The organism is Sphaerisporangium perillae (assembly GCF_023276435.1).
Lineage (GTDB): Bacteria > Actinomycetota > Actinomycetes > Streptosporangiales > Streptosporangiaceae > Sphaerisporangium > Sphaerisporangium perillae.
Genome location: NZ_JALLPO010000017.1, coordinates 120,785 through 144,924 on the forward strand (window position 1 = coordinate 120,785; position 24,140 = coordinate 144,924).

At 69.7% G+C, this 24,140-nt stretch carries 27 protein-coding genes and 2 pseudogenes; 13 read left to right on the forward strand and 16 right to left on the reverse strand.

Going from position 1 to position 24,140, the window contains the following annotated elements; all coding sequences use genetic code 11:
* Positions 1-205: 205 nt before the first annotated feature.
* Genes MYF83_RS18400 through MYF83_RS18410 form a run of 3 tightly spaced genes read right to left on the reverse strand, consistent with a single transcriptional unit; the run spans position 206 to position 3,029 of the window.
* Positions 206-1,123 (reverse strand): WecB/TagA/CpsF family glycosyltransferase, encoded by a 918-nt coding sequence (locus tag MYF83_RS18400; protein WP_248961691.1) that lies wholly within the window; start codon positions 1,121-1,123, stop codon positions 206-208.
* Positions 1,123-2,058 carry a glycosyltransferase gene (locus MYF83_RS18405; protein ID WP_248961692.1) on the reverse strand — a complete coding sequence of 312 codons (936 nt, stop codon included), beginning with the start codon at positions 2,056-2,058 and terminating at the stop codon, positions 1,123-1,125. The genes MYF83_RS18400 and MYF83_RS18405 overlap by 1 nt, the downstream gene beginning before the upstream one ends.
* A complete protein-coding gene (locus tag MYF83_RS18410) occupies positions 2,055-3,029 on the reverse strand; it encodes a sulfotransferase (protein ID WP_248961693.1) in 975 nt (324 codons plus the stop codon). Before MYF83_RS18410 ends, MYF83_RS18405 begins: the two co-directional genes overlap by 4 nt.
* A gap of 398 nt (positions 3,030-3,427) precedes the next feature.
* Between MYF83_RS18410 and MYF83_RS18415 the strand changes: the two genes are divergently transcribed.
* Both MYF83_RS18415 and MYF83_RS18420 read left to right on the forward strand, forming a co-directional pair.
* The gene (locus MYF83_RS18415; RefSeq protein ID WP_248961694.1) at positions 3,428-3,712 is read left to right on the forward strand and encodes a hypothetical protein; all 285 of its coding nucleotides are present in this window, start codon (positions 3,428-3,430) and stop codon (positions 3,710-3,712) included.
* 82 nt (positions 3,713-3,794) lie between these two features.
* Entirely contained in the window at positions 3,795-5,111 is a 1,317-nt protein-coding gene (locus tag MYF83_RS18420; RefSeq protein WP_248961695.1) for a sensor histidine kinase, read from the forward strand.
* A 17-nt stretch (positions 5,112-5,128) separates the two neighbouring features.
* Here the strand turns inward: MYF83_RS18420 and MYF83_RS18425 are convergent, their stop codons facing one another.
* The 3 genes from MYF83_RS18425 to MYF83_RS18435 form a co-directional block, all read right to left on the reverse strand.
* Positions 5,129-6,211, reverse strand: coding sequence for an LCP family glycopolymer transferase (locus MYF83_RS18425; protein WP_248961696.1), 1,083 nt, complete (start codon positions 6,209-6,211; stop codon positions 5,129-5,131).
* A complete protein-coding gene (locus tag MYF83_RS18430) occupies positions 6,199-6,798 on the reverse strand; it encodes an RNA polymerase sigma factor (protein WP_248961697.1) in 600 nt (199 codons plus the stop codon). Before MYF83_RS18430 ends, MYF83_RS18425 begins: the two co-directional genes overlap by 13 nt.
* A 203-nt stretch (positions 6,799-7,001) precedes the next feature.
* Positions 7,002-7,460 carry a rhodanese-like domain-containing protein gene (locus MYF83_RS18435; RefSeq protein ID WP_248961698.1) on the reverse strand — a complete coding sequence of 153 codons (459 nt, stop codon included), beginning with the start codon at positions 7,458-7,460 and terminating at the stop codon, positions 7,002-7,004.
* A 71-nt stretch (positions 7,461-7,531) separates the two neighbouring features.
* Between MYF83_RS18435 and ftrA the strand changes: the two genes are divergently transcribed.
* On the forward strand, positions 7,532-8,530 hold the full coding sequence (gene ftrA, locus MYF83_RS18440; protein WP_248961699.1) for a transcriptional regulator FtrA: 999 nt from the start codon (positions 7,532-7,534) through the stop codon (positions 8,528-8,530).
* Between the two features lie 64 nt (positions 8,531-8,594).
* Here ftrA and MYF83_RS18445 read toward each other — a convergent pair whose 3' ends face one another.
* Positions 8,595-9,041, reverse strand: a complete 447-nt coding sequence (locus MYF83_RS18445) for an Lrp/AsnC family transcriptional regulator (RefSeq protein WP_248961700.1) — start codon at positions 9,039-9,041, stop codon at positions 8,595-8,597.
* A gap of 105 nt (positions 9,042-9,146) precedes the next feature.
* On the opposite strand from MYF83_RS18445, the gene MYF83_RS18450 reads away from it, so the two are divergent.
* The 5 genes and pseudogenes from MYF83_RS18450 to MYF83_RS18470 all read left to right on the forward strand — a co-directional run bounded on the left by MYF83_RS18450 (position 9,147) and on the right by MYF83_RS18470 (position 13,686).
* Complete coding sequence (locus MYF83_RS18450; protein ID WP_248961701.1) at positions 9,147-10,004, forward strand: LLM class flavin-dependent oxidoreductase; 858 nt, start codon at positions 9,147-9,149, stop codon at positions 10,002-10,004.
* The gene (locus MYF83_RS18455) at positions 10,001-10,456 is read left to right on the forward strand and encodes a nucleoside deaminase (RefSeq protein ID WP_248961702.1); all 456 of its coding nucleotides are present in this window, start codon (positions 10,001-10,003) and stop codon (positions 10,454-10,456) included. The genes MYF83_RS18450 and MYF83_RS18455 overlap by 4 nt, the downstream gene beginning before the upstream one ends.
* Before the next feature lie 221 nt (positions 10,457-10,677).
* A pseudogene (locus MYF83_RS18460) lies at positions 10,678-11,184 on the forward strand (IS5 family transposase); the annotation flags it as partial.
* Between the two features lie 161 nt (positions 11,185-11,345).
* A complete protein-coding gene (locus tag MYF83_RS18465) occupies positions 11,346-12,110 on the forward strand; it encodes a class I SAM-dependent methyltransferase (protein WP_093931067.1) in 765 nt (254 codons plus the stop codon).
* Between the two features lie 1,048 nt (positions 12,111-13,158).
* The gene (locus tag MYF83_RS18470; RefSeq protein WP_248961703.1) at positions 13,159-13,686 is read left to right on the forward strand and encodes a hypothetical protein; all 528 of its coding nucleotides are present in this window, start codon (positions 13,159-13,161) and stop codon (positions 13,684-13,686) included.
* Between the two features lie 188 nt (positions 13,687-13,874).
* Here MYF83_RS18470 and MYF83_RS18475 read toward each other — a convergent pair whose 3' ends face one another.
* Complete coding sequence (locus MYF83_RS18475) at positions 13,875-15,299, reverse strand: MFS transporter (protein WP_248961704.1); 1,425 nt, start codon at positions 15,297-15,299, stop codon at positions 13,875-13,877.
* Between the two features lie 101 nt (positions 15,300-15,400).
* Here MYF83_RS18475 and MYF83_RS18480 point away from each other — a divergent pair, with 101 nt between their 5' ends.
* Positions 15,401-15,895 (forward strand): winged helix-turn-helix transcriptional regulator, encoded by a 495-nt coding sequence (locus tag MYF83_RS18480; RefSeq protein WP_248961705.1) that lies wholly within the window; start codon positions 15,401-15,403, stop codon positions 15,893-15,895.
* A 3-nt stretch (positions 15,896-15,898) separates the two neighbouring features.
* Here MYF83_RS18480 and MYF83_RS43810 read toward each other — a convergent pair whose 3' ends face one another.
* The 6 genes from MYF83_RS43810 to MYF83_RS18510 form a co-directional block, all read right to left on the reverse strand.
* Positions 15,899-16,675 (reverse strand): GNAT family N-acetyltransferase, encoded by a 777-nt coding sequence (locus MYF83_RS43810; protein ID WP_248961706.1) that lies wholly within the window; start codon positions 16,673-16,675, stop codon positions 15,899-15,901.
* A 495-nt stretch (positions 16,676-17,170) separates the two neighbouring features.
* Positions 17,171-17,404: a hypothetical protein gene (locus tag MYF83_RS18490; RefSeq protein ID WP_248961707.1), complete on the reverse strand. Its 234-nt coding sequence runs from the start codon at positions 17,402-17,404 to the stop codon at positions 17,171-17,173.
* Between the two features lie 8 nt (positions 17,405-17,412).
* Complete coding sequence (locus tag MYF83_RS18495) at positions 17,413-17,703, reverse strand: DUF6247 family protein (protein ID WP_248961708.1); 291 nt, start codon at positions 17,701-17,703, stop codon at positions 17,413-17,415.
* Between the two features lie 78 nt (positions 17,704-17,781).
* Positions 17,782-17,994, reverse strand: coding sequence for a DUF397 domain-containing protein (locus MYF83_RS18500; protein WP_248961709.1), 213 nt, complete (start codon positions 17,992-17,994; stop codon positions 17,782-17,784).
* A gap of 115 nt (positions 17,995-18,109) precedes the next feature.
* The gene (locus MYF83_RS18505; protein WP_248961710.1) at positions 18,110-18,322 is read right to left on the reverse strand and encodes a DUF397 domain-containing protein; all 213 of its coding nucleotides are present in this window, start codon (positions 18,320-18,322) and stop codon (positions 18,110-18,112) included.
* Entirely contained in the window at positions 18,310-19,146 is an 837-nt protein-coding gene (locus tag MYF83_RS18510) for a helix-turn-helix domain-containing protein (protein WP_248961711.1), read from the reverse strand. The genes MYF83_RS18505 and MYF83_RS18510 overlap by 13 nt, the downstream gene beginning before the upstream one ends.
* 232 nt (positions 19,147-19,378) lie before the next feature.
* Here MYF83_RS18510 and MYF83_RS18515 point away from each other — a divergent pair, with 232 nt between their 5' ends.
* The 4 genes and pseudogenes from MYF83_RS18515 to MYF83_RS18530 all read left to right on the forward strand — a co-directional run bounded on the left by MYF83_RS18515 (position 19,379) and on the right by MYF83_RS18530 (position 21,714).
* Positions 19,379-19,897, forward strand: coding sequence for an ATP-binding protein (locus tag MYF83_RS18515; protein WP_248961712.1), 519 nt, complete (start codon positions 19,379-19,381; stop codon positions 19,895-19,897).
* Between the two features lie 239 nt (positions 19,898-20,136).
* Complete coding sequence (locus MYF83_RS18520) at positions 20,137-20,463, forward strand: YciI family protein (RefSeq protein WP_248961743.1); 327 nt, start codon at positions 20,137-20,139, stop codon at positions 20,461-20,463.
* Positions 20,464-20,551: 88 nt separating this feature from the next.
* Positions 20,552-20,917, forward strand: a pseudogene (locus MYF83_RS18525) (sigma factor); the annotation flags it as partial.
* Positions 20,918-21,099: 182 nt separating this feature from the next.
* Complete coding sequence (locus MYF83_RS18530) at positions 21,100-21,714, forward strand: DUF6596 domain-containing protein (protein ID WP_308201469.1); 615 nt, start codon at positions 21,100-21,102, stop codon at positions 21,712-21,714.
* A gap of 141 nt (positions 21,715-21,855) precedes the next feature.
* On the opposite strand, the gene cysN is transcribed toward MYF83_RS18530, so the two are convergent.
* The gene (gene cysN / locus MYF83_RS18535) at positions 21,856-23,118 is read right to left on the reverse strand and encodes a sulfate adenylyltransferase subunit CysN (protein WP_248961713.1); all 1,263 of its coding nucleotides are present in this window, start codon (positions 23,116-23,118) and stop codon (positions 21,856-21,858) included.
* Positions 23,119-23,206: 88 nt separating this feature from the next.
* Complete coding sequence (gene cysD / locus MYF83_RS18540) at positions 23,207-24,121, reverse strand: sulfate adenylyltransferase subunit CysD (protein WP_248961714.1); 915 nt, start codon at positions 24,119-24,121, stop codon at positions 23,207-23,209.
* Positions 24,122-24,140 lie beyond the last annotated feature (19 nt).

Below are 24,140 nucleotides of genomic sequence, written 5' to 3' on the forward strand. Positions count from 1 at the left end.
CAGTGACCGATAGGCGCACACGGCCGTGCCCGCACCAGAGGTGATCATGAAATAGAAGATGCGTGCGAGCCGAACGACTGGAAGATCGTGTTGAACGTCGTCGAAGAGATCATTTGAGGCGTGATGCGCGTCACTCGGCCACGCCGGGCTTACGCCGGCCCCTTGTCGCGGCGGGGCACGGGGACGCCGTGCGGATCGAGGGGGCTCAACGCGTTGACGGGTCAGGCAGACCGGCCACCGCTGGGTGGTCGAGGGACCCCGGGACCTTCACCCGCCGGCCCGTACGTTGCCGGAGCCTCTGCGCGAGGTGCCGGCAGAAGCACGCCGCGAGAAGGCGGAGCGCGAAGGGCAGGTCGTCGACGAGGTAGCGGCGGGCGAGACGGCCGGGCTCGGCGGCCAGGCGGTACAGCCACTCCAGCCCCGAGCGGCGCATCCACTCGGGAGCGCGCCGCACCGAGCCGGCGGTGAAGGCGATCGCCGCGCCGCAGCCGACGAACCAGGTGCCCGGCAGGTCGGCGCGGAGCAGGTCGATGAGGCGATCTTGCTTGGGGAAGCCGAGGCCGACGAACACCACGCGGGGCCGCGCCGCCAGCAGCGCCTCCCGTACGGACGCGAGGCCCTCCGCCGAGGTCTCGAACCCGAACGGCGGGGACGCCACCCCCGCGACCCGAAGATCTGGATAGCGGTCGCGCAGCACCTCGGCCGCGCGCACCGCGACGCCGGGCGGCCCGCCGAGGAGGTAGACCGGCAGCCCCTTGGACGCCGCCGCCTCCGACAGCGACCAGATCAGGTCGGCTCCGGTGATGCGTTCCGGGACGGGCGTGCCCAGCAGCTTGGACGCCCAGACCAGCGGCATGCCGTCGGGCACGGCGAGGTCGGCGCCCGCCACGATGGCGCGTACCTCGGGGTCTCTGGAGCAGGCGCGGCAGATGTCGACGTTGGGCGTGACCACGTGCCCGCCCTGCCCTCGTCCGAGGGCGGCGACGACGTGTGCGACCACTTCCGCTTCGGTGAGGGCGTCGACGGCGACACCCGCCACCGTCACCCTGTCCCGGCTCCCGATCGCCCCGCCCCGGCTCTCGACCGTGAGGCGCGGGGCGCCGAGGAGTGTTCGCGGCGCCATCAGATGCCGTGCCCTCGGGTATGGAGCAGGCCCATGACCCTGTGCGCCGGGACCACGCCGAGCGCCACCGCCAGGGCGATGGGGGCGCGCGGCTCGCCCAGGCGGGCGCCGAGCGCCCGGAAGGCCCAGCGCCACGCCTCTCGGCGGCACCCGAGCGCGGCGTTGTGGAAGGCGAGCTGTCCGTATATGCGTGCGGCGCCGCGCGGATCGGCGGTGAGGTAGGGATGGCGGGCCAGCATCCATTCGAGGCCCGCGATGCGGTCGGCCCAGCGCGTCGCGTAGGCGGAGCCGCCCCAGCGGACCCGCACCAGCGGCCGGTCGACGTACACGATCGGGTGGCGCCCGGCGGCGCGAAGGGCGAGATCCCAGTCTTCGTTCTGCCCGGCGGGCGCGCTCTCGTCCGGCCAGAGCGACCCACGCCTGAACAGGAACGTGGACGAGTGGACCATGGCCATGCGCGACCGGGTGAGGTGCTGCCTGGTCACCCTGGTCGTGCCGGCGAGCCGGACGGCACGGCGCGAGCCGTACTCCACCTCGATGGCGCACCCCACGAACTCGGCGGCCGGGTCGGCGGCGAGCGCCACGAGCTGCGCCGCCAGCTTGCCGGGCAGCCACATGTCGTCGTCGTCGCAGAACGCGACCAGGCTCGTGTCGAGCGCGGCGATGCCGGTGTTGCGAGCGCCCGGCAGCCCTGGGCTGAGCCGGTTCGCGATCACGTGAACCCGGCCCCGGACCCCGGAGAGGGCACCGGCGGGGTCCATCTGGACGCCGGACAGTTGCTCCTCCACCATGTCGGCCGAAGCGCCGCCGTCGACCACCACGACGACCTCCACCCCGCCCGGATGCCCCTGGCCGAGCACCGCGGCCACGGCGGCCCGGAGCAGGTGCGGACGGTCACCGCGCGTGGGGATGACCACGCCGACCGAGGGGCTCATCGGCACTCCTGCGCCGTCGCGACGCCGGCGGTGAGCCACGGGGAGGAGGAGGTCGCCTCCGGCGCCTGCCGATCGCGCACGCCGTAGCCGTACTGGAGCATCAACGGCCAGGTCAGGGCGGTGACCAGCCATCGGTGCCAGAAGGACAGGTGCTCGCGCCAGGAGTCGTCCCTGCTGAGCGCCAGCGGCCCCGCGGTGAAACGCATCGGGTTCCCGGCACAGGTGTGCGCCACCGACAGCTCGGCCAGCCCGGGACGCAGGAACGTGAGCGCGCCGCCACCGCCGGCGAGCCCAAGCCGGGCCAGCAGGGTGGACAGGACGGTGTGCGGATCGGCCAGCAGGTCTTCGTACCTCACGCGGATCACGGTGGCGCCGCGACGCGCGAGCAGTTCGAAGGCGAGGTTCTGGACGACCCAGTGGAGGGTGGTGCGCCACGGCCGCCAGCGCGTCATGTGGGCGCCGTTCTCGGGCCTGCTGACCCGCCGCCGCCAGGAGTGGGCGACCGCCCGGGGGTCTCGGACGACGTGGACGACGCTCAGGTCGACGACCGGCGAGGTGCTCAGGCAGAACGCCAGCGACGCGTGCTTGCTGGAGTCGACCACCACCGGGCAGGCGGCGATCTGGGACGCGGCCTCGTAGACCCGGGAGTAGGCACGGGTGTAGCCGCTGAGGCCGACGCGGCACCGGCGGGCGGCCAGGGCGGGGATGTGCCTCGTGCGGTCGACCCGGCGGCGCAGGGTCAGAACACGGTCGGCGAGCCCGGGGGACCATCCTCCGAACGCCCGGATGCCGACCCTGCGCCAGAAGGGGCAGGCGGTGAACGGCTCGCCGCACCCGCACGGCTCGTGGGCGTTGACCCCGCGCTCCCACAGGTGCACGACCTCACCGAGCGGCACGACGCCGGGCACCTCGCCGAGCAACCGCTCCAGCAGGGTCGTGCCACTGCGCCCCAGCCCACCTACGAAGACCACACGAACAGCCACTGGCACGGACCCCCGGGAGGACGATCAATACGAAACGTGCCGAGGTTATCGCGGAGAGTAATCAACGAGTGCGGAAACGGTAAAGGATCTACCTACCGCCACGGCCGCCGCCCGGTCGGCGGCGACGGGCGGACCGCCTCGCCGGGCCGGCGCGAGAGGGTTCGGCCCCGCAGGGCCAGGGGCAGCGGAAACGATCTCTACGCGGTTTACCACCGCGTGACCCTTTATGGGGGGTGAGGCGTGCCTAGGCTGGAACCTTTCAGGAAACCGAGGCCTTAACTAACCTGAAAATCCCTGGTCGGTGCGGTTAGTGACCTCCATCACACCAGCGGCCCGGCGCTACGGCCGTTCCCCTACCGGGGGCGGCGAAGGGAGAAGAGGACACCATGAACCCCTACGATATTCCGGCCGGAGAAGGGGACATGCTACTGATCATGATCGGTGGCGTCCTGCTCTGGCTGAGCATCATCGGGACGGTGCTACTCCGTTACCGGCTCGTCCGATCGAACCGTGCGGTCCCGAGGTGCAGAGAGAAGCCGGCATTCCAGACGGCGGGCACCGGCGAGATCCGCGATGACGACGTGAGCGAGCGCGGTACCGTCTTCCGGCGCGAGTTCGATGGTGTCGAGCGCCGCGGCGCCTGGAGCCGCCACTCCAGTCGCGCAGGGTGAGATGCGCATCGGTGCAGATTCGATGGCGGCACGCTTCGGGAGTTTGCCGTATCCGAGCTCGATCCGGACGCATTACACGATCATGACGGCGGCCCTGTCACTGATCTTCCTCACCACGGTGGGGGCGGGCTTCGACACGCTCGTCCGGGACAACGTCCGGTACAGAGTGTTCAGGGAGACCGAGCGGGTCGCCACCCAGTGGAGCGCCAGGGTGCGGGACGCCGAGGTGCCGACGGTCCTCCCCTCATCCGGTGAAGTGGTCCTGATCCAGCTGGCGGATTCGCGCGGCCACGTCCTCCGATCGAGCGAGGCGGCCGCCGGCAGGCCCGCGCTCACCGCGAACCGGCCTCCGGCCGACGATCGCTTCCAGGAAGTGACCCAATGCCCGCCGGGCGGCCCGTGCGTCATGCTCACCGCGGTCCGGGTCACGCCCACATCGAACTCCTCGTACGTCTACGCGGGCCTCACCCAACCGCCCATCTTGGCCGGCCACTGGCTGGAGGTCGGCATCGTGACCGGCGCCCTCCTCATCTTGTGCCTGGTGACCTGGATGGCCTGGAGCCTGGCGTACCAGATACTCGGGCCGGTCGAGTGCATCCGCGTGCGGATGTCGGAGATCACGGGCAGTGATCTCAGCCTTCGGGTGCCACAGCCTCCCGGCCGGAACGAGATCGCGATGCTCGCCCGTACCGCCAACCTGACCCTCAACCGGCTGGAAGCGGCGGTGAGGCAGCAACGCCGGTTCGCCTCCGACGCCTCCCACGAGCTGCGCACGCCGCTCGCCGGCCTGCGCAGCCGCCTGGAGGAGGCGCTGCTCTACCCGCAGGAGGTCGACCCGCACGACGCCATCCGGGGGGCCCTTTCGACCGCGGACCGGCTGGAGGCGATCATCAACGACCTGCTGATGCTCGCCCGACTCCAGGCCACCGACTCGCCGCCGCCCGAGTGCGTCGACCTCCGCGCCCTGGTGACGGAGGTGACGGCGGCCCGATCCGGCCGGGTCCCGGTGCACGTCCACGCCCTGCCCGAGGTACGGGTACGCGGCTCACGCATCCAGCTGATGAGGGTGGTCGAGAACCTGCTGGCCAACGCGCAGCGACATGCCGACACCCGCGTCGACGTCACCGTGGTGCCCCAGGGCAGGCAGGCGGTGGTGACCGTGGCCGACGACGGGGACGGCATACCACCACAAGATCGCGAGCGGGTGTTCGCGCGCTTCACCCGCCTGGACAGCGCGCGCCGCCGCGACCCCGGCGGGAGCGGTCTGGGCCTCGCCATCTCCCGCGAGATCGCCGAGGCCCACGCCGGGACGCTAGAGGTCGAGGACTCCCCCCGAGGAGCCTGTTTCGTCCTGCGGCTGCCCACGTCCAATGACGCCCGGCAGGAACTCGTGTCCTAGCCGGTCGCCTTTGGACGTCAGTCGCCTTTGAACTGCTCGAAGAGCCGGTCGGCCTCGGGCTGGACCCATTCGATGCGGTTCTTGTCGATCTTGCTGGGGCGGAAGGGCACGGTGACGAGGCGCACGCCGTCGAGTCCGCTCTCTCGAAGACCGCGGACGACGGCGTACAGCGTGTCGAGGTCCAGGTCCACATCGCTGGTGACCGCCTTGCGCGCGACGTCGAGGAAGGCGGTCAGATCCGCTGGATCGTCGGCGCGCGTGGTGACCTGTCCCAGCAGGGCGTTCATCAGAAGGTGCTGCCGCTTGATCCGTGCGATGTCCGAACCATCGCCGAGGGCGCGCGTGCGCACGTAGCCCAGCGCCTGCTCGCCGTTGAGATGGTTCCGGCCGGCGGGCAGATCGAGCTTGGCCTTCGGGTCGCGCACCGCCGCGGGCAGCGTGATGTCCACTCCGCCGAGCACGTCCACCATGTCCTTGAAGCCCAAGTAGCTGATCTCCACGGCGTGGTCCACGTGGACACCGGTGGTGCTCTCGACGGTCTTCCAGGCGCAGCGCAGCCCTCCCGTGTCGAAAGCCTGGTTGATCATGTCGACACGCGACGGGATGGTCGCGCCGGACGAGGACTGGCACGCGGGGATACGGACCATGGAGTCCCTCGGCAGGCTGACCGCCACCACCCGCTTACGGTCCGCCGACAGGTGCAGGAGGATCATCACGTCGCTCCGCCGGCCGAGTTTCAGCCCGGGCTGCCCCTTCGGCGGGAGCCTCTCGTCGGAGCCCACGAGGAGGACGTTGAGCGCGTCGCCGTGCTTCGGCGGGCGGTCCCACGCGGGGGCCGCCACGGTGGAACCGGCGGGAGCGGCGCTCCGGAGCAGCACCGTCGGGACGACGACCAGGGCGGCGGTGATGGCGGCGACACCGGCGAGCATCACCCAGTTCGCCCGCCTGGGCAGTCCCGGGAAGCCCGCCGGGCGCCGTCGCGGGCGGGACGCGGACGCGCCCATCGCGTCGAGCAGGCGCCGTCGCTGGTGGCCGAGCGTGGCCGGAGGCTCGTGCTCCAGGTCGCGACCGAGGTCACGAAGCGTCGTCAGGTCGTCCATCGCTCCTCCTGGGCGTGCAGCGGGTTGGTGTCGCCGAGCGCCGCGCGCACCTTGCGCCTCGCCCGGCTGAGGCGGGAACGGACCGTGCCGATCGGTATGCCGAGAGCCTGGGCGACCCCCTCGTACGAGAGGTCCCCCCAGGCGATCAGCAGCAGGACGTCGCGGTCGCCCTTCGACAGGCCCGCCAGCGCGGGCGCGAGGGCCGAGCGGGCCGCCGTCGCGCTGACCCCGGCGGCCACCCGGTCGGCGGGACCTTCGACGACCGTCTCGACGGGACTCCGCAGCAACGCCCGGTAGCGGGCCGCCTCGGCGCGGTGATGCCGGGCGACGAGCTTGGTGACGATGCCGAACAGCCAGGGACGGGCGTCGGGATGGGCCAGGTCGTAGTGGTCCCGGCGGCGGAACGCGATCAGGAACGTCTCGCCCACCAGGTCCTCGGCGACCTCCGGGCCGAGCCTGCGGGAGACGTACCGGTAGAGCATGCCCGCATAGCGGTCGAACAGCGCGGCGAACGCCTCCGGCCGTCCCCTGGACTCGGCGATCAGCTCCGCGTCCGGGGTCCCGCGGGTCGTGGGGGGTGCGGTCATCGTCGGCACCATGGCATGAAGCCGGCCTTCCCGTAGGGGACTTGTCGGGGATGTCTCGCCACAACCCCCCGTACGAGTTCACGCCGTACGCCATGGCGCGGACCGGCGTCGGAGAAACTGCAGACATGATCGGCCCGCCTGCTCCATCGGAGGTGCACCGGTCCGGTCCACTCGGGCACTCGCCGGCCTGGTCCGTCGGAGTCTCAGCAGCCGCAGACGATCCCGAGGCTCGGCGCGGTCAGGTCGTCGACCGGGCGCCGGATCACATCGCCGCCGGCCCGCACCGGCAATCCCTCGCGCACCCAGTACTCGTAGCCGCCGATCATCTCCTTGACCTGGTATCCGAGCTTGGCGAACTCCAGCGCGGCCCTGGTCGAGCCGTTGCAGCCGGGTCCCCAGCAGTACGTCACCACGACCGAGCCAGCGGGGATCAGCTCCGCCGCCCGTGCCGCGATCTCTCCGGTGGGCAGATGGACGGCGCCGGGCAGGTGGCCCTGCTGCCACGCCTCCCTGCTGCGGGAGTCGACCACGAACAGCCCCGGCACCCGGGCCTCCAGGTCGGCATGGACATCGCTGACATCGGTCTCGTAGCGCAGCCGCGCGGCGAAGTGGGCGGCGGCCTCGGCGGAGGTGGCCGGCGGGGTGGAGAGCACATTCGACATGCCGACGATCCTGTCCGCCGGCGGCCGTCGCCACCAGCGGCGCGAATGACGCCTTGCGCTAATATCCCGCCATGCTTCCCCTGCCGGTCCGGCGTGGGCCGAAGGTGTCCGTCCTCGCCTACCAAGGCATGTCGGTCTTCGAGATCGGCATCGTCACCGAGGTGTTCGGCCTGCCACGGCCGGAGTTCGACCTTCCCTGGTACCAGCTCAGCGTGTGCGCGGAGCACCAAGGCCCGGTCGGTGTCATCGGCGGTGCGAGCCTGCGCACGCCGCACGGCCTGGAGGAGTTCGCGGCGGCGGAGACGGTGATCGTGCCCGGCGTGCCCGACGTCACCGCCGCCCCCTCGCCGGACCTCGTGGCGGCGCTGCGCCTGGCGCACCGGCGCGGCGCGCGCATCATGTCGATCTGTTCCGGCGCCTTCGCGCTGGCGGAAGCGGGCCTGCTCGACGGCCGCCGGGCCACCACCCACTGGCGCTACGCCGACCTGCTGTCCCGCCGGTACCCCGCGGTCCAGGTCGATCCGAACGTGCTCTACATCGACGACGACGATGTGCTCACCAGCGCCGGAAGCGCCGCCGGCCTCGATCTGTGCCTGCACGTCATCAGGCGGGACTTCGGCGCCGCCATCGCCAACGCGGTGGCCCGGCGGCTGGTGATCCAGCCCCATCGCGACGGCGGGCAGGCGCAGTTCATCGAAGCACCCATGACCGTCACACCCGACGACGACCGGGTCGCGAAGAGCATGGCGTGGGCGCTGGAGCACCTGGCCGACCCGCTCACCGTCGAGACGCTGGCCCGGCAGGCGCACATGTCCACCCGGACCTACCTGCGCCACTTCGCGCGCTCCACCGGCACCACCCCGATCCGCTGGCTGATCGACCAGCGGGTACGGGCCAGCCTCGTGCTGCTGGAGACGGCCGGCACGCCCATCGAGGAGATCGCCAAGGCCGTCGGATTCGACACGCCGGTCACCTACCGCCACCACTTCGGCCGCGCCATGCGGACCTCCCCGTCCGCCTACCGCCGCGCCTTCCACACGCGGGCCGGCGACAGCGGCACACGGGTATGACGGCGGGCGGCCGGCACGCCGTACGACGGCGGGCACCCGGGACGCTGTACGTCGTCGGGGCGGGCTACGGGGTCCGGGGGCCTCGGTAGGGCAGCGTCTGGCTGTAGACGATGCTGGTCGTGGTGCTGCCGAAGCCGGCCAGCTCGTCGATGAGCTTTTCCAGGTGCGGCATGGACGTCGCCGTCACCTTCAGCGTGTAGCAGTCCTCACCGGTGGTGCGCAGGCACTCCAGGATCTCCGAGCGCTCCGCCAGCAGCCGGTGCAGCGGCTCGTGCCGGCTACCGGGGTACTTCAGGCGCACCACCGCGAGCACCGCGAAACCGACCTTCGCCAGGTCCACGTCGGCCCGGTAGCCGGTGATGACCCCCTCGGTCTCCAGCCGCCTGACCCGCTCGGTCACCGCCGAGGCGCTCAGACTCACCCGGCGCCCCAGCTCGGTGAGCGGCACCCGGCCGTCGCGCTGCAACTCGGCCAGGATGGACCAGTCGGTCGGATCGAGATTCACGGCCATCCGCTGAAGATACCGGCAGATTCCCGGCCTGAGCCGCCCCACACCGGGATGAATCCCTTCAGGCTCCCCGGAGACGGTGGATAGCCTTGACCAGTGCGGATAGGCGTGAACGTTCCCAACTTCGGTCCCGGCACCGACCCCGACATGCTGCGGCGGTGGGCGCAGACGGTGGAGGGCCTCGGCTTCGACCTGCTCATGGTCTCCGACCATGTCGCGGTGACGCCCGACGTCGCCGAGCAGTACCCGGCGCCGTTCTACGAGCCCTTCACCACCCTGGCGTGGCTGGCCGGTCTCACCCACCGGATCGGGCTCGGCACCACGGTGCTCGTCGTCCCGTACCGCCATCCGCTGCTGATCGCCCGCATGGCCGCCAACCTCCAGCGGCTCAGCGGAGGGCGGCTGGTCCTGGGCGTGGGCGTGGGCTGGGCCCGCCAGGAGTACGCCGCCCTAGGAGTGCCGTTCGAACGGCGCGGCGCGCTGACCGACGAGTACCTGGACGCCGTACGCGCCGCCTGGGAGGACGAGAAGGACTACCGCGCCGGGCACATCCCGATCTGGGTCGGCGGGAACAGCGACGCCGCCCTGCGCCGGGCCGTACGGCTGGGCCAGGCGTGGCACCCGCTGCGCTTCACCCTGCCCTGGCTGCGCGAGGCGCTGGAACGCCTGAAGCACCTCGCGCACGAGCAGGGGCGACCGGTGCCCGCCCTGGCGCCCCGCATCGCGCTGCGGCTCACCGACGCGCCGGTCACCGGCCCCGATCGGCTCGCCGGCGAGGGCACGGCCGACCAGATCCACGACGACCTGCGTGAGTTGCGCGCGCTGGGCGCCGGCACCGTCGTGCTCGACCCGTTCAACGGCGACCCGGCCGAGACCCTGCACCCGCAGCCGGCCTGGCAGGCGCTGGCGACCGTGGCCGCCCGCGAGAACCTGAACAGTGATCCAACCCTGAAGGAGCGACGGTGACGCACGACCAGAAGACACCCCTTCCCCGGGCCGACGACGAGGCGCTCCTGCGCCGGGCCATCGAGCTGGCCGCGACGGCGCGGGCCGGCGGCAACCCGCCGTTCGGCTCGCTGCTGGCCGGCCCGGACGGCACCGTCCTGGCCGAAGACCACAACACCTCGCTCACCGACCGGGACATCACCGCCCATCCCGAACTGAAGCTGGCCAGGTGGGCGGCCCGTGAGCTCGACCCCGCCACCGCGGCCGCCACCACCCTCTACACCAGTTGCCAGCCCTGTGGCATGTGCGCCGGCGCCATCGCGCGCTCGGGCCTCGGCCGCGTCGTCTACGCCCTGTCCAACGACCAGCTCACCACCCTCAAACCCCCCGGCACCGGCTTCACCGACGCCCCCGCCGAAGGCCCCGCCCTCTTCGACGAGGCCCGCGTACCGGTCGAGGGCTACTACCGCTGACACCGACCCCGGACGGCGCTCGCGTCTCAGCCGGGCCCGCCGGCCAGGAACCGGCGGGTGCCGCCTGAACAGCCCGGACGCGCTCGTCCCGGCCCCACTCCCCCGGCGGCATGGCTTCCCTCCGCTTAACGTGCGGGTTGTACGTCGGGCGCCGCGACGGCCAGAAGTGGTACGGCGATACCGGCGCCCTTCGTACGGCGGACAACCCGGCGAACATCCGTGGACCCCGCACTAGGGGCTCTGCATCCCCCGCACTCGGACGCTCCCGGGGCGGCCTGACCAGCAAGATCCACCTGGCCTGCGATGCCCTGGGGCGCCCGCTCGGCTTCGTGCTGACGGGCGGCAACACGAACGACTGCACGCAGTTCACCGCCGTGATGGAGGCGATCCGGGTGCCCCGCCTCGGGCCGGGACGGCCCCGGCTGCGGCCCGCTCATGTGCTGGGCGACAAGGGCTACAGCTCCCGCGCGATACGCACCTGGCTGCGGCGGCGCGGCATCGCCCACACCATTCCCGAGCGGGCCGACCAGAAGCGCAACCGGGCCCGCCGCGGCAGCCGAGGCGGACGCCCGCCCCGCTTCGACAAGCATCTCTACAAGCAGCGCAACGTCGTGGAACGGTGCTTCAACAGCCTCAAGCAGTGGCGTGGCATCGCGACCCGCTACGACAAGACCGCCGAGTCCTACCAAGCGGCCGTCACCCTCGCCTCGCTCCTGATGTGGGCGTGACATTGAAGACAACTCCTAAGCGGCCTGGCCGAGGTTCGCTTCGGTACGGCCGTGCCCGATAGGGGCGCCGGGATCAGCGGCGCACTTCGCCGCGCCCGCTTGGCGCCGTAACCCGAGAAAGCAGTGGCCGCGCGGGCTCGGGGCCACATACGTTCGCCTCCATGGTTGACGCGACTTTCGGGCATCCGCGCCTCGCCGCCATCTACGACCCACTCGATCCGGACCGCAGCGATCTCGACGCGTATCTCGCGATGGCGGAGGAGTTCGGCGCGCGATCCGTGCTGGACATCGGGTGCGGTACGGGCGTGTTCGCGCTGCTGCTCGCCGAGCGCGGGATTACGGTCACCGGGATCGATCCCGCGCGGGCGTCCGTCGACGTCGCGCGTGGCAAGCCGGGCGCGGAGCGGGTGCGCTGGCTCGACGGCGACGCGGGGGACCTGCCGCCCATGCAGATCGACCTGGTGACGATGACCGGGAACGTCGCCCAGGCGATCGCCGATCCGCAGGCATGGCGTACGACGCTGCGCGGCGCGTACGAGGCGCTGCGGCCCGGCGGGCGGCTTGTCTTCGAGACGCGCGATCCGGCGCAGCGCGTGTGGGAGGAGTGGGCGGAGTGGACGCGCGAGACCACGTACCGCATGACGGACATCCCGGGCGTCGGCCACGTCGAGACCTGGGCCGAGCTGACGGACGTGAGCCTGCCGCTGGTGAGCTTCCGGGGTACGCACGTGTTCGCTGCGGACGGGGACGTACTGACCTCGGAATCGACACTTCGCTTCCGCGAACGTACGGAGATCGAGCGGGACTTGCACGAGCACGGCTTCGTCGTCGAGGACGTACGCGACGCACCCGACCGGCCGGGCAGGGAGTTCGTGTTCGTGGCGCGGCGCGGTACCGCGGAGCCCGTCCCTCCCGGAATGCCCTAGGGAGCGTGCGCGCCACACAGCGCCGAGCAGACGGGACTTTAAAGACACTCCCTAGGGCTATTCGACCCACCCGGCACCCACGCCGGTGGTGACCCAGTGGTGCCCACCCAGGCCGTGACCTACTGCACCCGCCGACCAGGAACCGGCGGGTGCCCCCTGAACAGCCCGGACGCGCTCGTCCCGGCCCCACTCCCCCGGCGGCATGGCTCCCCTCCGCTTAACGTGCGGGTTGTACGTCGGGCGCCGCGACGGCCAGAAGTGGTACGGCGATACCGGCGCCCTTCGTACGGCGGACAACCCGGCGAACATCCGTGGACCCCGCACTAGGGCTATTCGACCCCACCCGGCGCCCACGCCGGGGCCGGTGCGTGGTGTCCGGGGCTGCTGGTCTGCGGCCGGCTCACAGAAGCGACCGTGCCCGGTGGGCCGGGACTGAGGAACGGCGTACCGGACCTTCGATCGCCCCCAGCCCCGCGTCAACCACCCGGTGGCGGTCGCCGGGCTGCAGGGGTGAATACATGGACGCTGACAGGTGAGAGCCGCACTTTGACCGGCTCGATGTCCCGGCGACCCCCGCAGGGCCGTCGCCTGCGCAACGGTGCGTCGCGGGCTCGGTGAGGACCGCCTTTTGAAGGCAGCGCCGAAGGCGCCATTTCAGGGGCACCGCTTGATGAGGTGAAGGCCGTGCGGTCACGCACGCCACGACGGCGTCCAGACCAGGCAGACCAGCCCCGACGAGTACGCCAGGGCATGCCGGACTTTTCTCATCGGCGAAGGCCATATTTTCGCACCGGACCATTCACAGGCCGGTTCGGGCAAGCGCCTTTCAACAGGATTGCAAGTGGGCGGCCGTTAACTGGATCCGCATCCGATGAAATGACCGTACGGCCTTACCGCCCGAGCCTGGACACCTCGCACCAGGTCTACGGCCGGTAAGAGGACCGTCCTGCCGGCCCGGTCCGCGTCGCACCCTGCCACTCAGCTCGAATCGCCCGTGAGAACCGCGGGAAGCACAACCGCCGAGTTCCCTGCCTGGAGGTGAACGATCATGCCCGACAGAAGCGGGACGATCATTGCCGCGCTCATTGGTGCTGCCGCGGTCATCGGGGCGGCGGCCATAACCGCCGGCTACACCAAACCCCACGACGGCGACCAAAACCCCTCTATTGCTCAGGTGGAACCGTCCAGCTCTCACAAGAAGTCCTCGGGTCCCAAGCCAACGCGTGTGAAGTCATCCAAACCCACCGACACCGGCAACGGCAACGGCAACGGCAACGGAACCAATGCCAACACCAACACCGACCCCGACACCTGCATATCGGGCTTCGTCTGGCGAGAAGCCGTTCCCAACGACCGCGTATGTGTCACACCGCAGGTTCGTGAACAGACACGCATGGACAACCAGGCGGCCGCTGAACGGGTGGACCCCAACGGTGCGTCGGGACCTGACTCGTGCATATCGGGCTTCGTCTGGCGTGAGGCGGTCGCCGATGACCATGTCTGCGTGACACCGGAACAACGTTCCCAGGCCGCGTCTGACAACAGCCAGGCGTCCGCTCGACGCGTCGGAGGCTGACGCCGATCCACCCACGGCACCTTCGAGGGATCGTCGCGCCAAGGTCTGGACGCGGATGAGTGAACCAGGTGTACGAGCTCATCCAGGGCCTAAACCGTCCCTGGCGGCTGAGCACAATCCTGGACCGTCCCGCCGGGGCGCCTTAGGCGGTCCCCGGCGGGTGGACCCGAGAACCGGCCGGTGACACCTCACCGCTGCGCGGCGAGCGCGGGCTCGGGATCACGGGCAGGTGTGCGCAAGCCGAAGGCGATTACCAGCGTGGCGGCGACGGCAGCGGCGACCGGGACGGCGAGCGCGATCCGTAGTGCGTCGAGTGCCGCCCCCCGGGTCGCGGCGTCGCCAAGCGCCGCGACGTTCACCGCGGTCACCGCCGACAGGCCGAGCGCGGTGCCGAACTGTATCGAGGTGTACAGCAGGCCGCCGGCCACGCCGTGCTCCCGCTCGTCGACACCCTCGACGGCGGCCATGGTCAGCGGGCCGTACGCCAGTGAGAACGCGAGGCCGAGCAGGACCATGGTCGGCAACATGGCGGCGTAGGTCCAGTCCACCCGGAGCGGCAGGAACAGTGCGTAGGCCAGCGCCGCCAGTACAAGACCGCCGAACAGGACGCGAACGTTGCCGAACCTGTTCACCAGGCGCGGCGTCATGGTCGGCGCAAGGATGGTGTCCAGGCCGATCACCAGCATGGCCAGTCCGGTCTGCAGGGTGGTCCAGCCACGCACCTCCTGGAGGTACAGCGTCGCCAAGAACTGGAACCCGGCGAACGAGCCGATGAACAGCAGCGCCGTCAGGTTGGCTCGCATGAGCGGACGCGAGCGCAGGATGCCGAGCCGCACCAGGGGGTTGGCGGATCTCCGTTCGATCCGAACGAAGGCGATCAACGCCGCCAGTCCCGCGGCGAACACGCCCAGCGTGATCCCGGTGTCGTCGCCTGGGCGCTCCAGCCGGACCACCCCGTACACGAGCAGCATCATCGCGCCGGTGATGGCCAGGGCGCCGGCCAGGTCGAAGCCGCCCGGGGAGGCCTCCGGCGCGTCCGGCTCCTTGACGAGGGGGATCGCCGCCGCCAGGATCAGCGCCGCCAGCACCACCGGGGCGAAGAACACCCACCGCCAGCCGATCGAGGCCAGCAGCCCGCCGGCCACCAGGCCGAGGGAGAACCCGCCCGCGGCCGTCCCGGCGTACACCCCGAGCGCCTTGGTGCGCTGCGGTCCCTCGGGGAAATTGCCGGTGACCAGGGAGAGCCCGGCGGGGGCCATGAACGCGGCCGCGACCCCGGTGACGAACCTGGCGAGCAACAGCATCCAGCCCTCGGTGGCGAAACCACCCAGACCGGAGAACAGCAGGAAGACGACCAGCCAGAACAGGAACATCCGGCGGCGGCCGAACAGGTCGGCGGCCCGGCCGCCCAGCAGCATGAACCCGCCGTAGCCGAGCACGTAGCCACTGACCACGCCGCTGAGCATCCCGGTGGACAGCCCCAGATCAGCGCGGATCGACGGCAGCGCCACGTTCAGCATCGCCACGTCGATGCCTTCCAGAAATACGGCTCCAGCAAGCACGAGCAGCACGCTCCAGGCGCGCGCGTCCATGCGGTCGACCGATGCGGACATGGCCGGCTCCTCTCGGGGACATGGAACCGGCTCCATGGTTACCCAAGTGAGGGCCGGTTCCTTCTTGTAACCAGCAGCATCGTCAGGCAGTATCGGAAGGCGTGGAAGACGGCACTTCAAAGTTCCTCGGTCACTGCGGGGATACCGACGGCGACTACGACGTTCTCCAGTGGGACACCCGGGAGGGCTGCGACGTCCGGCAGATCCTCGACCGCATCGCGGACAAGTGGTCGCTTCTGGCCATCGCCTTGCTCGACCGGCGCAGCCTGCGTTTCACCGAGCTGCGCAAGCTGATCGACGGGATCAGCCAGCGCATGCTCACCCAGACTCTGCGCCACCTCGAGCGCGACGGGTTGGTGATACGCACCGTGCACGCGACCGTGCCGCCTCGCGTGGACTACGCGCTGACGCCCTTGGGCACGACCCTGCACGCCACCATCCAGGCGCTGGTCACCTGGACCGAAACACACCAGGGCGAGATCGCCACCGCCCGCGCGGCGTACGACGTCCGGATGGCGGACGAGCAGAAGTCGGCGGCCGACGAAGCCGCCAAGCGCAAAGCCGTCGCCCGTGACGTCATCACGGGCAGGCGCTGACCGTCACCCTTCGAGCGCCATGTACAGGCGGGTGCCCTCGGGCCGGTAGCCGACGCGTTCGTAGACGCGGCGGGATCCCTCACCCGAGTACTCCAGCCACACCGACTGCGCTCCCAGGGCGAACATCGCCTCGGTCAGCGCGGCGGTGACCGAGGCGGCGATGCCACGGCCGCGGAAGGCGGGGCGAGTGCCCACGCCGGCCAGCTCCGAAGTGCCCACGGCCGGTGCCGAGCACAAGGCCCCACCGGCGCAGCCGCCGTCGGGCGACCGGACGAACCGCACCGCCCCGCCGTTCTCCTGGGTGCGGCGCAGCCGGGCCACGCCTTCCGGGGAGGAGGCGAACTCGCCAGTGAACGCCTCGGACAGGGCGCCGTCGATCGACGCGTACTCCTCGTCCGTGGAGGGGGTCTCCACAAGCAGCGCGGCCATGACCGGGTCGGGCGTACCGCCGACCGGCGGCATCGTCAGTGTGGCCGGACTGCAGACCAGGTACTCGTGTACCTCCTCCATGGTGAATCCCGCCGCGCGCAGTGCGGGCTCCACGGCGGGCGCGGCGTCCGGCGCGAACTCGAGCCGGGGCTTGAGACCGCGCTCGCGGAACACCTCGATCAGCGCTGCGACATCCCCGCTGGTGGGACGAGCACCGGGCACAGGGGTCGCGTAGTTGATGTGAGGGCTGGTGGTGCTGGGATCGAACCCCGCGACGAAGCCACCGGTCTCGACGACCACGGGACGGCGGCGGAGGTTGGCGACGGCAAAGCTCTGGACATTGGTACCCACGGTGATGTTGACCTCACGTAGATGACATGGTGGAGCGCGCTCCCGCCGCACGAGGCGGACCAGTGAGCCGCACAGGCTTTTGTCAGACCCGGCGCTGGGCCGGGGCCATCCCCGCACAGGGAGATGGAAGCGGTGCCAGGCACCGCACGTGGGGCCGCCGTGAGGAGACGGACGTGGCACTAGGAGTGCCGGATGCTGCCCGGAAGAGCAGAGCGGTCAGTGCCGACGGCGGCCACTGGAGGGCGCCGAAACCATGGACTTCAATCCTTCGCTATGTGCACGCATGTCGCAGAACGGGACCGACTTTCCCACGCCCCCCCACGAGCACGCAACCGAATAAACGCCCCTCTCGCTCGACGTCGTAGCCGTACAACGGGCGGCGCGACGGCGAGAAGGGGTACTGGTGCGAGCACCGTTGAAAAACCGTTTCGAGTGTCGGCCGACATCCCCTGACGCGGCCGATGCCACGTCGGTGCCGTGCGGACGGTGGCGACGTCAGCCGGCCCAGGTCACGTTGAAGATCCGGATCAGCTCAGCCTCTTCGTCGACCTGGAAGAACAGCACGCCGAAGTCACCGAAGAGCGTCTGCCGGAACTCCGGCTCATCCGGGTAAAGCACCTGAGCGTCCCATGGCGCGTCGACCAGATCCGCAGCCCGCTTGACCAGAGCGTCGAACGCTTCACCGGGGAGACCTTTGAGCTGTACCAGAGCCGACACGTGGAACTCCACGCGATAGCTCACAGACGTCCGTTCCAGCCGGGAATGACGTTCTCTGCTGGCACGAACTCCTCTGAGCGCCGCTCGCGGGCGGCCTGAGCCGCACTCTCGAAGTCCGGGTTGGAGAAGGCCACCGCCCGCAGACGCCACACATGCAAGAGGTCCCGGAGTTGATGGAAGCGCCAGACCTCATGGGCGGCGTCCAAGGCCCTGTGATATTCACCGAGGAACTGCTCATGCCACGTCTCGGGCAAGACGCGCAAGATCTCCGCCGGGTCGTCCCCGGCGTCGTGCAGCGGCTCAGCGGTCATGGGCTCAGCCTAACCCGCCCAGGAGTACCGCCGCCCGGTACGAGCCAGAGTGGAAACGCGGTCAGAGCGTGTGCGACATCAGGCCAAATGATCGATCTTCAGATGGTCAAGGAAGGCGACCCACTCAACCGAACTGACGACAAGCGCGGGGCGACCGCGATCTTTACTGTCACGCACACCCCGCCGCCCACCGGACAAGTGAACGACCTCGACGCAGTCGCTACCGTCGTGACCAGAGAAGCTGGACTTGCGCCACTGGACGTTGGTGAACTCGTAGGTCACATTGTCCATCTCCGCACCCCTCATCGATCACGCCGGGTCCGCATGATCCCTGATCATCAGTGGGAAATGAGACCCCGAGAGCGTAGCCGGAGGACTCTGCCGCACATTAACTACCCACCATGGGTCAGGCAGAAGGGTTGGACTTCACGTGATCGAGAAATGTGACCCACGCCGCGGGGGTGACGACGAGGACGGGGCCGCTCCTGTCCTTGCTGTCACGTACGGCCCGTCGCCCGCTGGACAGCACAGCAACCTCGACACAGTTGCTTCCGTCGTCACCAGAGAACGTGGACTTCCGCCACTGGGCGTTGGCGAATTCTCGGGTCAGGCCGTCCATCTCCGCATCGTCTCCTTGATCATGCTTAATGATTCACAACGTGGTAGCGCGTCTACCCGGATCATGTCGTACCTGAGCGCTAGACCTTTCACCTCTTCTGGTCGATCGCTCACGCGGTCTTCCGTGCTCTGCGACTCGATGTAGGCCGCAGGTAGTGCTCCTTTGGGCATGTCCGCGATGACGAAGCCACCCATCAACCCAACCACGCTGCATGCCCGGTAGGGAAGCACCTGGAGGGATATACAAGGGTTTGCTCCAACCTCAAGAAGGTATTCGAACTGGCCCTTCATTACCGCCGACCCTGAGATAGGGCGGTGGAGGATGCCTTCATCCAGGATGACCCAGAGCATGGGCGGCATCGACCGCTTGAGAATACTCTGCCGGTCCATTCTGGCCGTGACATGCTCCTCCGCTTGCTCAGCGGTGATACCGGGTTTACGGCTCAAGACGGCTCGCGCATAGTCCTCGGTCTGGAGGAGGCCGGGGACCATCAACGGCTCCCACATACGCAGGGCCTCAGCCTCGCGTTCGAAGTCGAGCCAGGGGCGGAACCAGCGGGGGAGCTGGGCTGCCGCGCGGTTCAGGCGGTCGAGGAGGCCGGTGAGGGTGGTTCCGAGACCGAGGGCCTCGTCCACCGCTCGAGCCAGCTCCATCGTCGGCGCCCGGTGGCCGTTCTCGATCATGCTGAGCTGGCTGATCGACACATGGATCGCGTCGCAGAGTTTCCGTTGCGAGAATCCCACGGAAAGTCGGAATTTGCGTAGTTCTGTACCGAACTGAATACGCGGGGATATAGACGGATCCGGCTCCAGGGGGACGGTCACCTCCGGGCTCCTCTCTCACGGCCTGGCACCTATTTACGCCATCATGCTGGGCGTTCACAAGGTCACCCGAGAGGGTTCACGCGATTGTGAACACATTGCGAACACGAATAACCGTTTCACTCCCCCGATTGTTTGCCACCGTATGAGGGCCACGCCGACGACACTGCGGCGCCTCGGCCGGCGAGCCGAGTGAAACAGGAATTCAGCCGGAACGGACTGGGAAGGCATATCAATGGCGCCGGACACGCTCAAAGAGATTCGTCTGCCCAGCGACCCCGAATCGGCGGCCCGCGCCCGCGCGGAGGTACGCGACTGGCTCGGCGAGGAACACCCGGCCTACGAACCCGTACGCCTGGCCGTCTCCGAACTGATCACCAACGCCGTCCGCCACGCCCGGCACCAGGTGGCCGGCGGTACGGGGAGCGCCGAACGCGCGCCCTTGGTCCTTCGATTGGCGGTGGACGGCGATCGGCTGCGGGTCGAGGTGACGGACAGGGGCCTGTCCGCCGGAATCCCGCGCATCCGGGTGGACCAGGCGCTGCTCCTGGCGGAGAGTATCCAGGTCGAGCCTGCGTTCCTCCTCGGGGAGGGCGGCCGGGGCCTGGCCATCGTCGACATGCTGTCGGAGGGAAACTGGGGCTTCCATGCCAACCCTGAGGGACCAGGCTGGTCCGTCTGGTGCGCGATCACGACCGAGCCGCCCGACCTCGATTCGGAACACCCCCGCCAGGGGTCCATTCGTACGCTGTGACGCGCGTGCGCCGGGTTGCCCACTGTAAGGCGGCGCCGACTTCGCCGTACCCCTTCCCACCGACCCGGCGCCGGATCCACCGACCGTCACTGGCCAGAGAAGCACCACGACACAAGCAAGCCGGTCACAGGCAGCGGCATTCTGGACGAATCGCAGGTGCGCCTGTTGTCCGGAACCGCCCCGGCCGTTCGTCAATAAGGTGCGACCACATCGATCCAGGGAGTGTTGAGTTGAAGTACATGATGTTCGTCTGCACCGACCTCGAGCCTGACACCGACAAGGAGAACGAGCCCGACATCGACGTGTGGGTGTCGGAGAACGACGCCAGTGGCCGGCGTCTGGAGGGCATGGCGCTGGCCGCCGAGTCCACGGCCACCACCGTCCGGGTCCGCAACGGCGAGTTGCTGATCTCCGACGGTCCCTTCGCCGAGACCCAAGAGGTGATCGTCGGCTTCGACCTTCTCGAATGCGCGGACCTCGACGAGGCGATCGAGGTCGCTCGCGCCCACCCCATGGCCAGAGCCGGACGGTTGGAGCTGCGGCCGGTCGCCGACTGGGAGCAGTGAGAGCGTGCCCGACAGGCCACCGGCAGAGACGGCCGCCGCGACGGCGGCCGTCGACGCCTACTCTCGCATCGTCGCCGCCCTGATCCGCGTGACCGGCGACTGGACGCTGGCCGAGGACTGCGCCCAGGAGGCCCTAGCGCTGGCCTTGCGGCGCTGGCCCGCGGAGGGTGTACCGGACAACCCGGGCGGCTGGCTCATGACGGTGGCCCGCAACCGCGCGATCGACACCTTACGGCGCGCGTCGGTGGAACGCCGCAAGATGCGCGACCTGGCGGTGCTCGCGTTGACCGCCGGGAATGCCGGCGCCGCCCCGGAAGCGGAGGAGGACATCGTGGACGACCGGCTGCGACTCATCTTCACGTGCTGCCATCCCGCGCTGACCATCGAGGCGCGCGTGGCGCTGACGCTGCGGACGATCTGCGCCGTGCCGGCCGCCGACATCGCCCGCGTCTTCCTGATCAGCGAATCCACCATGACCCGCCGCCTGACCAGGGCGAAGACGAAGATCGCCGACGCCGGCATCCCGTATCGGGTGCCCAGCGGACCGGCACTCGCTGAGCGGCTGCCCGGTGTCCGTACCTACTGTTCACCCGCGGCTACAAAGCCGACGGCGAGCCCGCCTTCGCCGAGGAGGCCATACGTCTGGCACGGCTGCTCAGGCAACTCATGCCGCTACAGCCCGAGGTGTCCGCACTGCTGGCTCTGTTCCTCCTCCAGCACTCCCGGCGCGACGCCCGCCACGACGCCGACGGCAAGCTGCTCTCCCTCGACCGGCAGGACCGGTCCCGCTGGGACCACGCCGCGATCGCCGAAGGTCTCGACATCCTGGCCGGGATCAGGCAGGACGGCCCTTACGCGCTCCAGGCGCGCATCGCCGCATGCCATGCCGCCGCGACGTCCGCGTCCGCCACCGACTGGCCGGCGATCGCGCGATGCTACGACGAGCTCCGCCGGGTGCAACCCACACCCGTGGTCGAGCTGAACCGCGCCGTGTCGCACGGTTACGCGTACCGGCCCGCGGCAGGGCTGGAACTGCTGGCCCGAGCACGCGCCGGCGGCGCGCTGGACGGCTACCCGCTCGCCGTCGCCGCGGAGGCGGACCTCACCGCCCGCCACGGTGACCATGGCCGCGCCGCCGTCCTGTTCCGGCAGGCCGCCTCCGCCGCCCACAGCGAGCCGGAGCGTCGTGCCTTACTCGACCGCGCTGACGAGGAGGATGAAAACCATGTCGCGAACGACCGTCAACACTGAGATCGAGATTCTTCTCGCCCATCAGAACGATCAACGGCGGCACTGGCTCATCCTTGACTGACCCGCCGGCGCAGGTCGCGAGCAGCGTGGTGATCGCGACCTGCGAGGCGCATCACGTCATCGTGAGATCGGCTCGCCAGATCAGCGGGCGTCGACGATCATGCCGGCGCCCACGGTGCCGTTGGTGGCCTCGTCGATGAGGATGAAGCCGCCGGTGAGGCGGTTCCTGGCGTAGTCGTCCACGAAGAGGGGCTGGGTGACCCGCAGCGAGACCCGGCCGATCTCGTTCAGCCCGAGCGCCGGGGCCGACTCGTCGCGGTGCAGGGTGTTCACGTCGAGCCGGTAGTGCAGGTCGCGCACCAGCGCGCGAGCCGTACGGGTGGTGTGCTTGATGACGAGCTTGGAGCGCGGGCCGAGCTTCATGTTGTCGGACATCCAGCAGACCATGGCGTCGAGGTCCTGGGCGACCTGCGGCTGGTTGTTCGGACGGCAGATCATGTCACCACGCGAGATGTCGATGTCGTCCTCCAGGCGGAGGGTGACGGACATGGGCGCGAAGGCCTCCTCGAGAGGCCCGTCGAAGGTGTCGATCGCCGCCACCCGCGTGGTGAGGCCCGAGGGGAGGTGCATGACCTCGTCACCGGGCTTCAGGACGCCACCGGCCACCTGGCCGGCGTACCCGCGATAGTCGTGGAACGCCGGGTCGGTGGCCCGCTGGGGGCGGATGACGTACTGCACGGGGAAGCGCACGTCGACGAGGTTGCGGTCGGAGGCGATGTGCAGGTGCTCCAGGTGGTGCAGCAGCGAGGTGCCCTGGTACCACGGCATGTTCTCCGACCGGGACACGACGTTGTCGCCGTGGAGGGCGGAGATGGGGATGAAGGTCAGGTCGGAGACGTTCAGCTTCGCCGCGAAGGACGTGAACTCCTCGCGGATCTCCTCGAACCGCTCCTGCGAGTAGTCGACCAGGTCCATCTTGTTGACGGCCAGCACCAGGTGGGGCACCCGCAGCAGCGTGGTGAGGAACGCGTGGCGGCGCGACTGCTCGACGACGCCCTTACGCGCGTCGATCAGCACAATCGCCAGGTCGGCCGTGGACGCGCCGGTGACCATGTTCCGGGTGTACTGGATGTGGCCGGGGGTGTCGGCGATGATGAACTTGCGCTTCGGCGTGGCGAAATAGCGATAGGCCACGTCGATGGTGATGCCCTGCTCGCGCTCGGCCCGCAGGCCGTCGGTGAGCAGCGACAGGTCGGTGTACTCGGTGCCGCGGTCGCGGCTGGTGCGCTCGACGGCCTCGAGCTGGTCCTCGAAGATCGCCTTGGAGTCGAAGAGCAGGCGCCCGATGAGGGTGGACTTGCCGTCATCGACCGAACCGGCCGTGGCAAAACGCAGGATGTCCATCAGAACTGCTCTCCATCGGTTGTACGGCGGGCGCGGGACGGCTCCGTGGTCACGGCAAGGCGGGACATTGCCACGACAAGGCGGGGCATTAGAAGTACCCCTCCTTCTTGCGGTCCTCCATGGCGGCCTCGGAGGTGCGGTCGTCGGCCCGGGTCGCACCGCGCTCGGTGATGCGGGTCGCCGCGATCTCGGCGATGATCTCCTCCACCGTGGCGGCGTTCGACTGGACGGCCCCGGTGCAGGTCATGTCGCCGACGGTGCGGTAGCGGACGACGGTCTCGAAGACGAGCTCCTCCTCGTCGCGGTTGACCACGTCGTCGTCGGCGAGCAGCATGCCGTCACGCTCGAACACCTTGCGGGTGTGCGCGAAGTAGATCGACGGGATCTCGATGCCCTCACGCCGGATGTAGTCCCAGATGTCCAGCTCGGTCCAGTTCGAGAGCGGGAAGACCCGGATGTGCTCGCCCTTGCGGATGCGCGCGTTGTAGAGGTTCCACAGCTCGGGGCGCTGGTTCTTCGGGTCCCACTGGCCGAAGTCGTCGCGGAACGAGAACACCCGCTCCTTGGCGCGGGCCTTCTCCTCGTCGCGCCGGGCGCCGCCGAAGACCGCGTCGAACTCGTGCTCCTCGATGGCGTCCAGCAGGGTCGTGGTCTGCAGACGGTTGCGGCTCGCGCGGCGGCCGGTCTCCTCGACGACCCGGCCCGCGTCGATCGACGACTGGACGGACGCGACGACCAGGCGCGCGTTCAGCTCGGCGACCCGCCGGTCGCGGAACTCGATCACATCCGAGAAGTTGTGCCCGGTGTCGACGTGCATCAGCGGGAAGGGGATCGGCGCGGGCCAGAAGGCCTTCTCCGCGATGCGCAGCATCACGATCGAATCCTTGCCACCGGAGAAGAGCAGGCACGGACGCTCGAACTCGGCCGCGACCTCACGCATGATATGGATCGCCTCGGCCTCGAGAACGTCGAGTTGCGATGTCGTGTAGTCGCTCTGGAGCATTTGCTCTACCTCCGGGGTC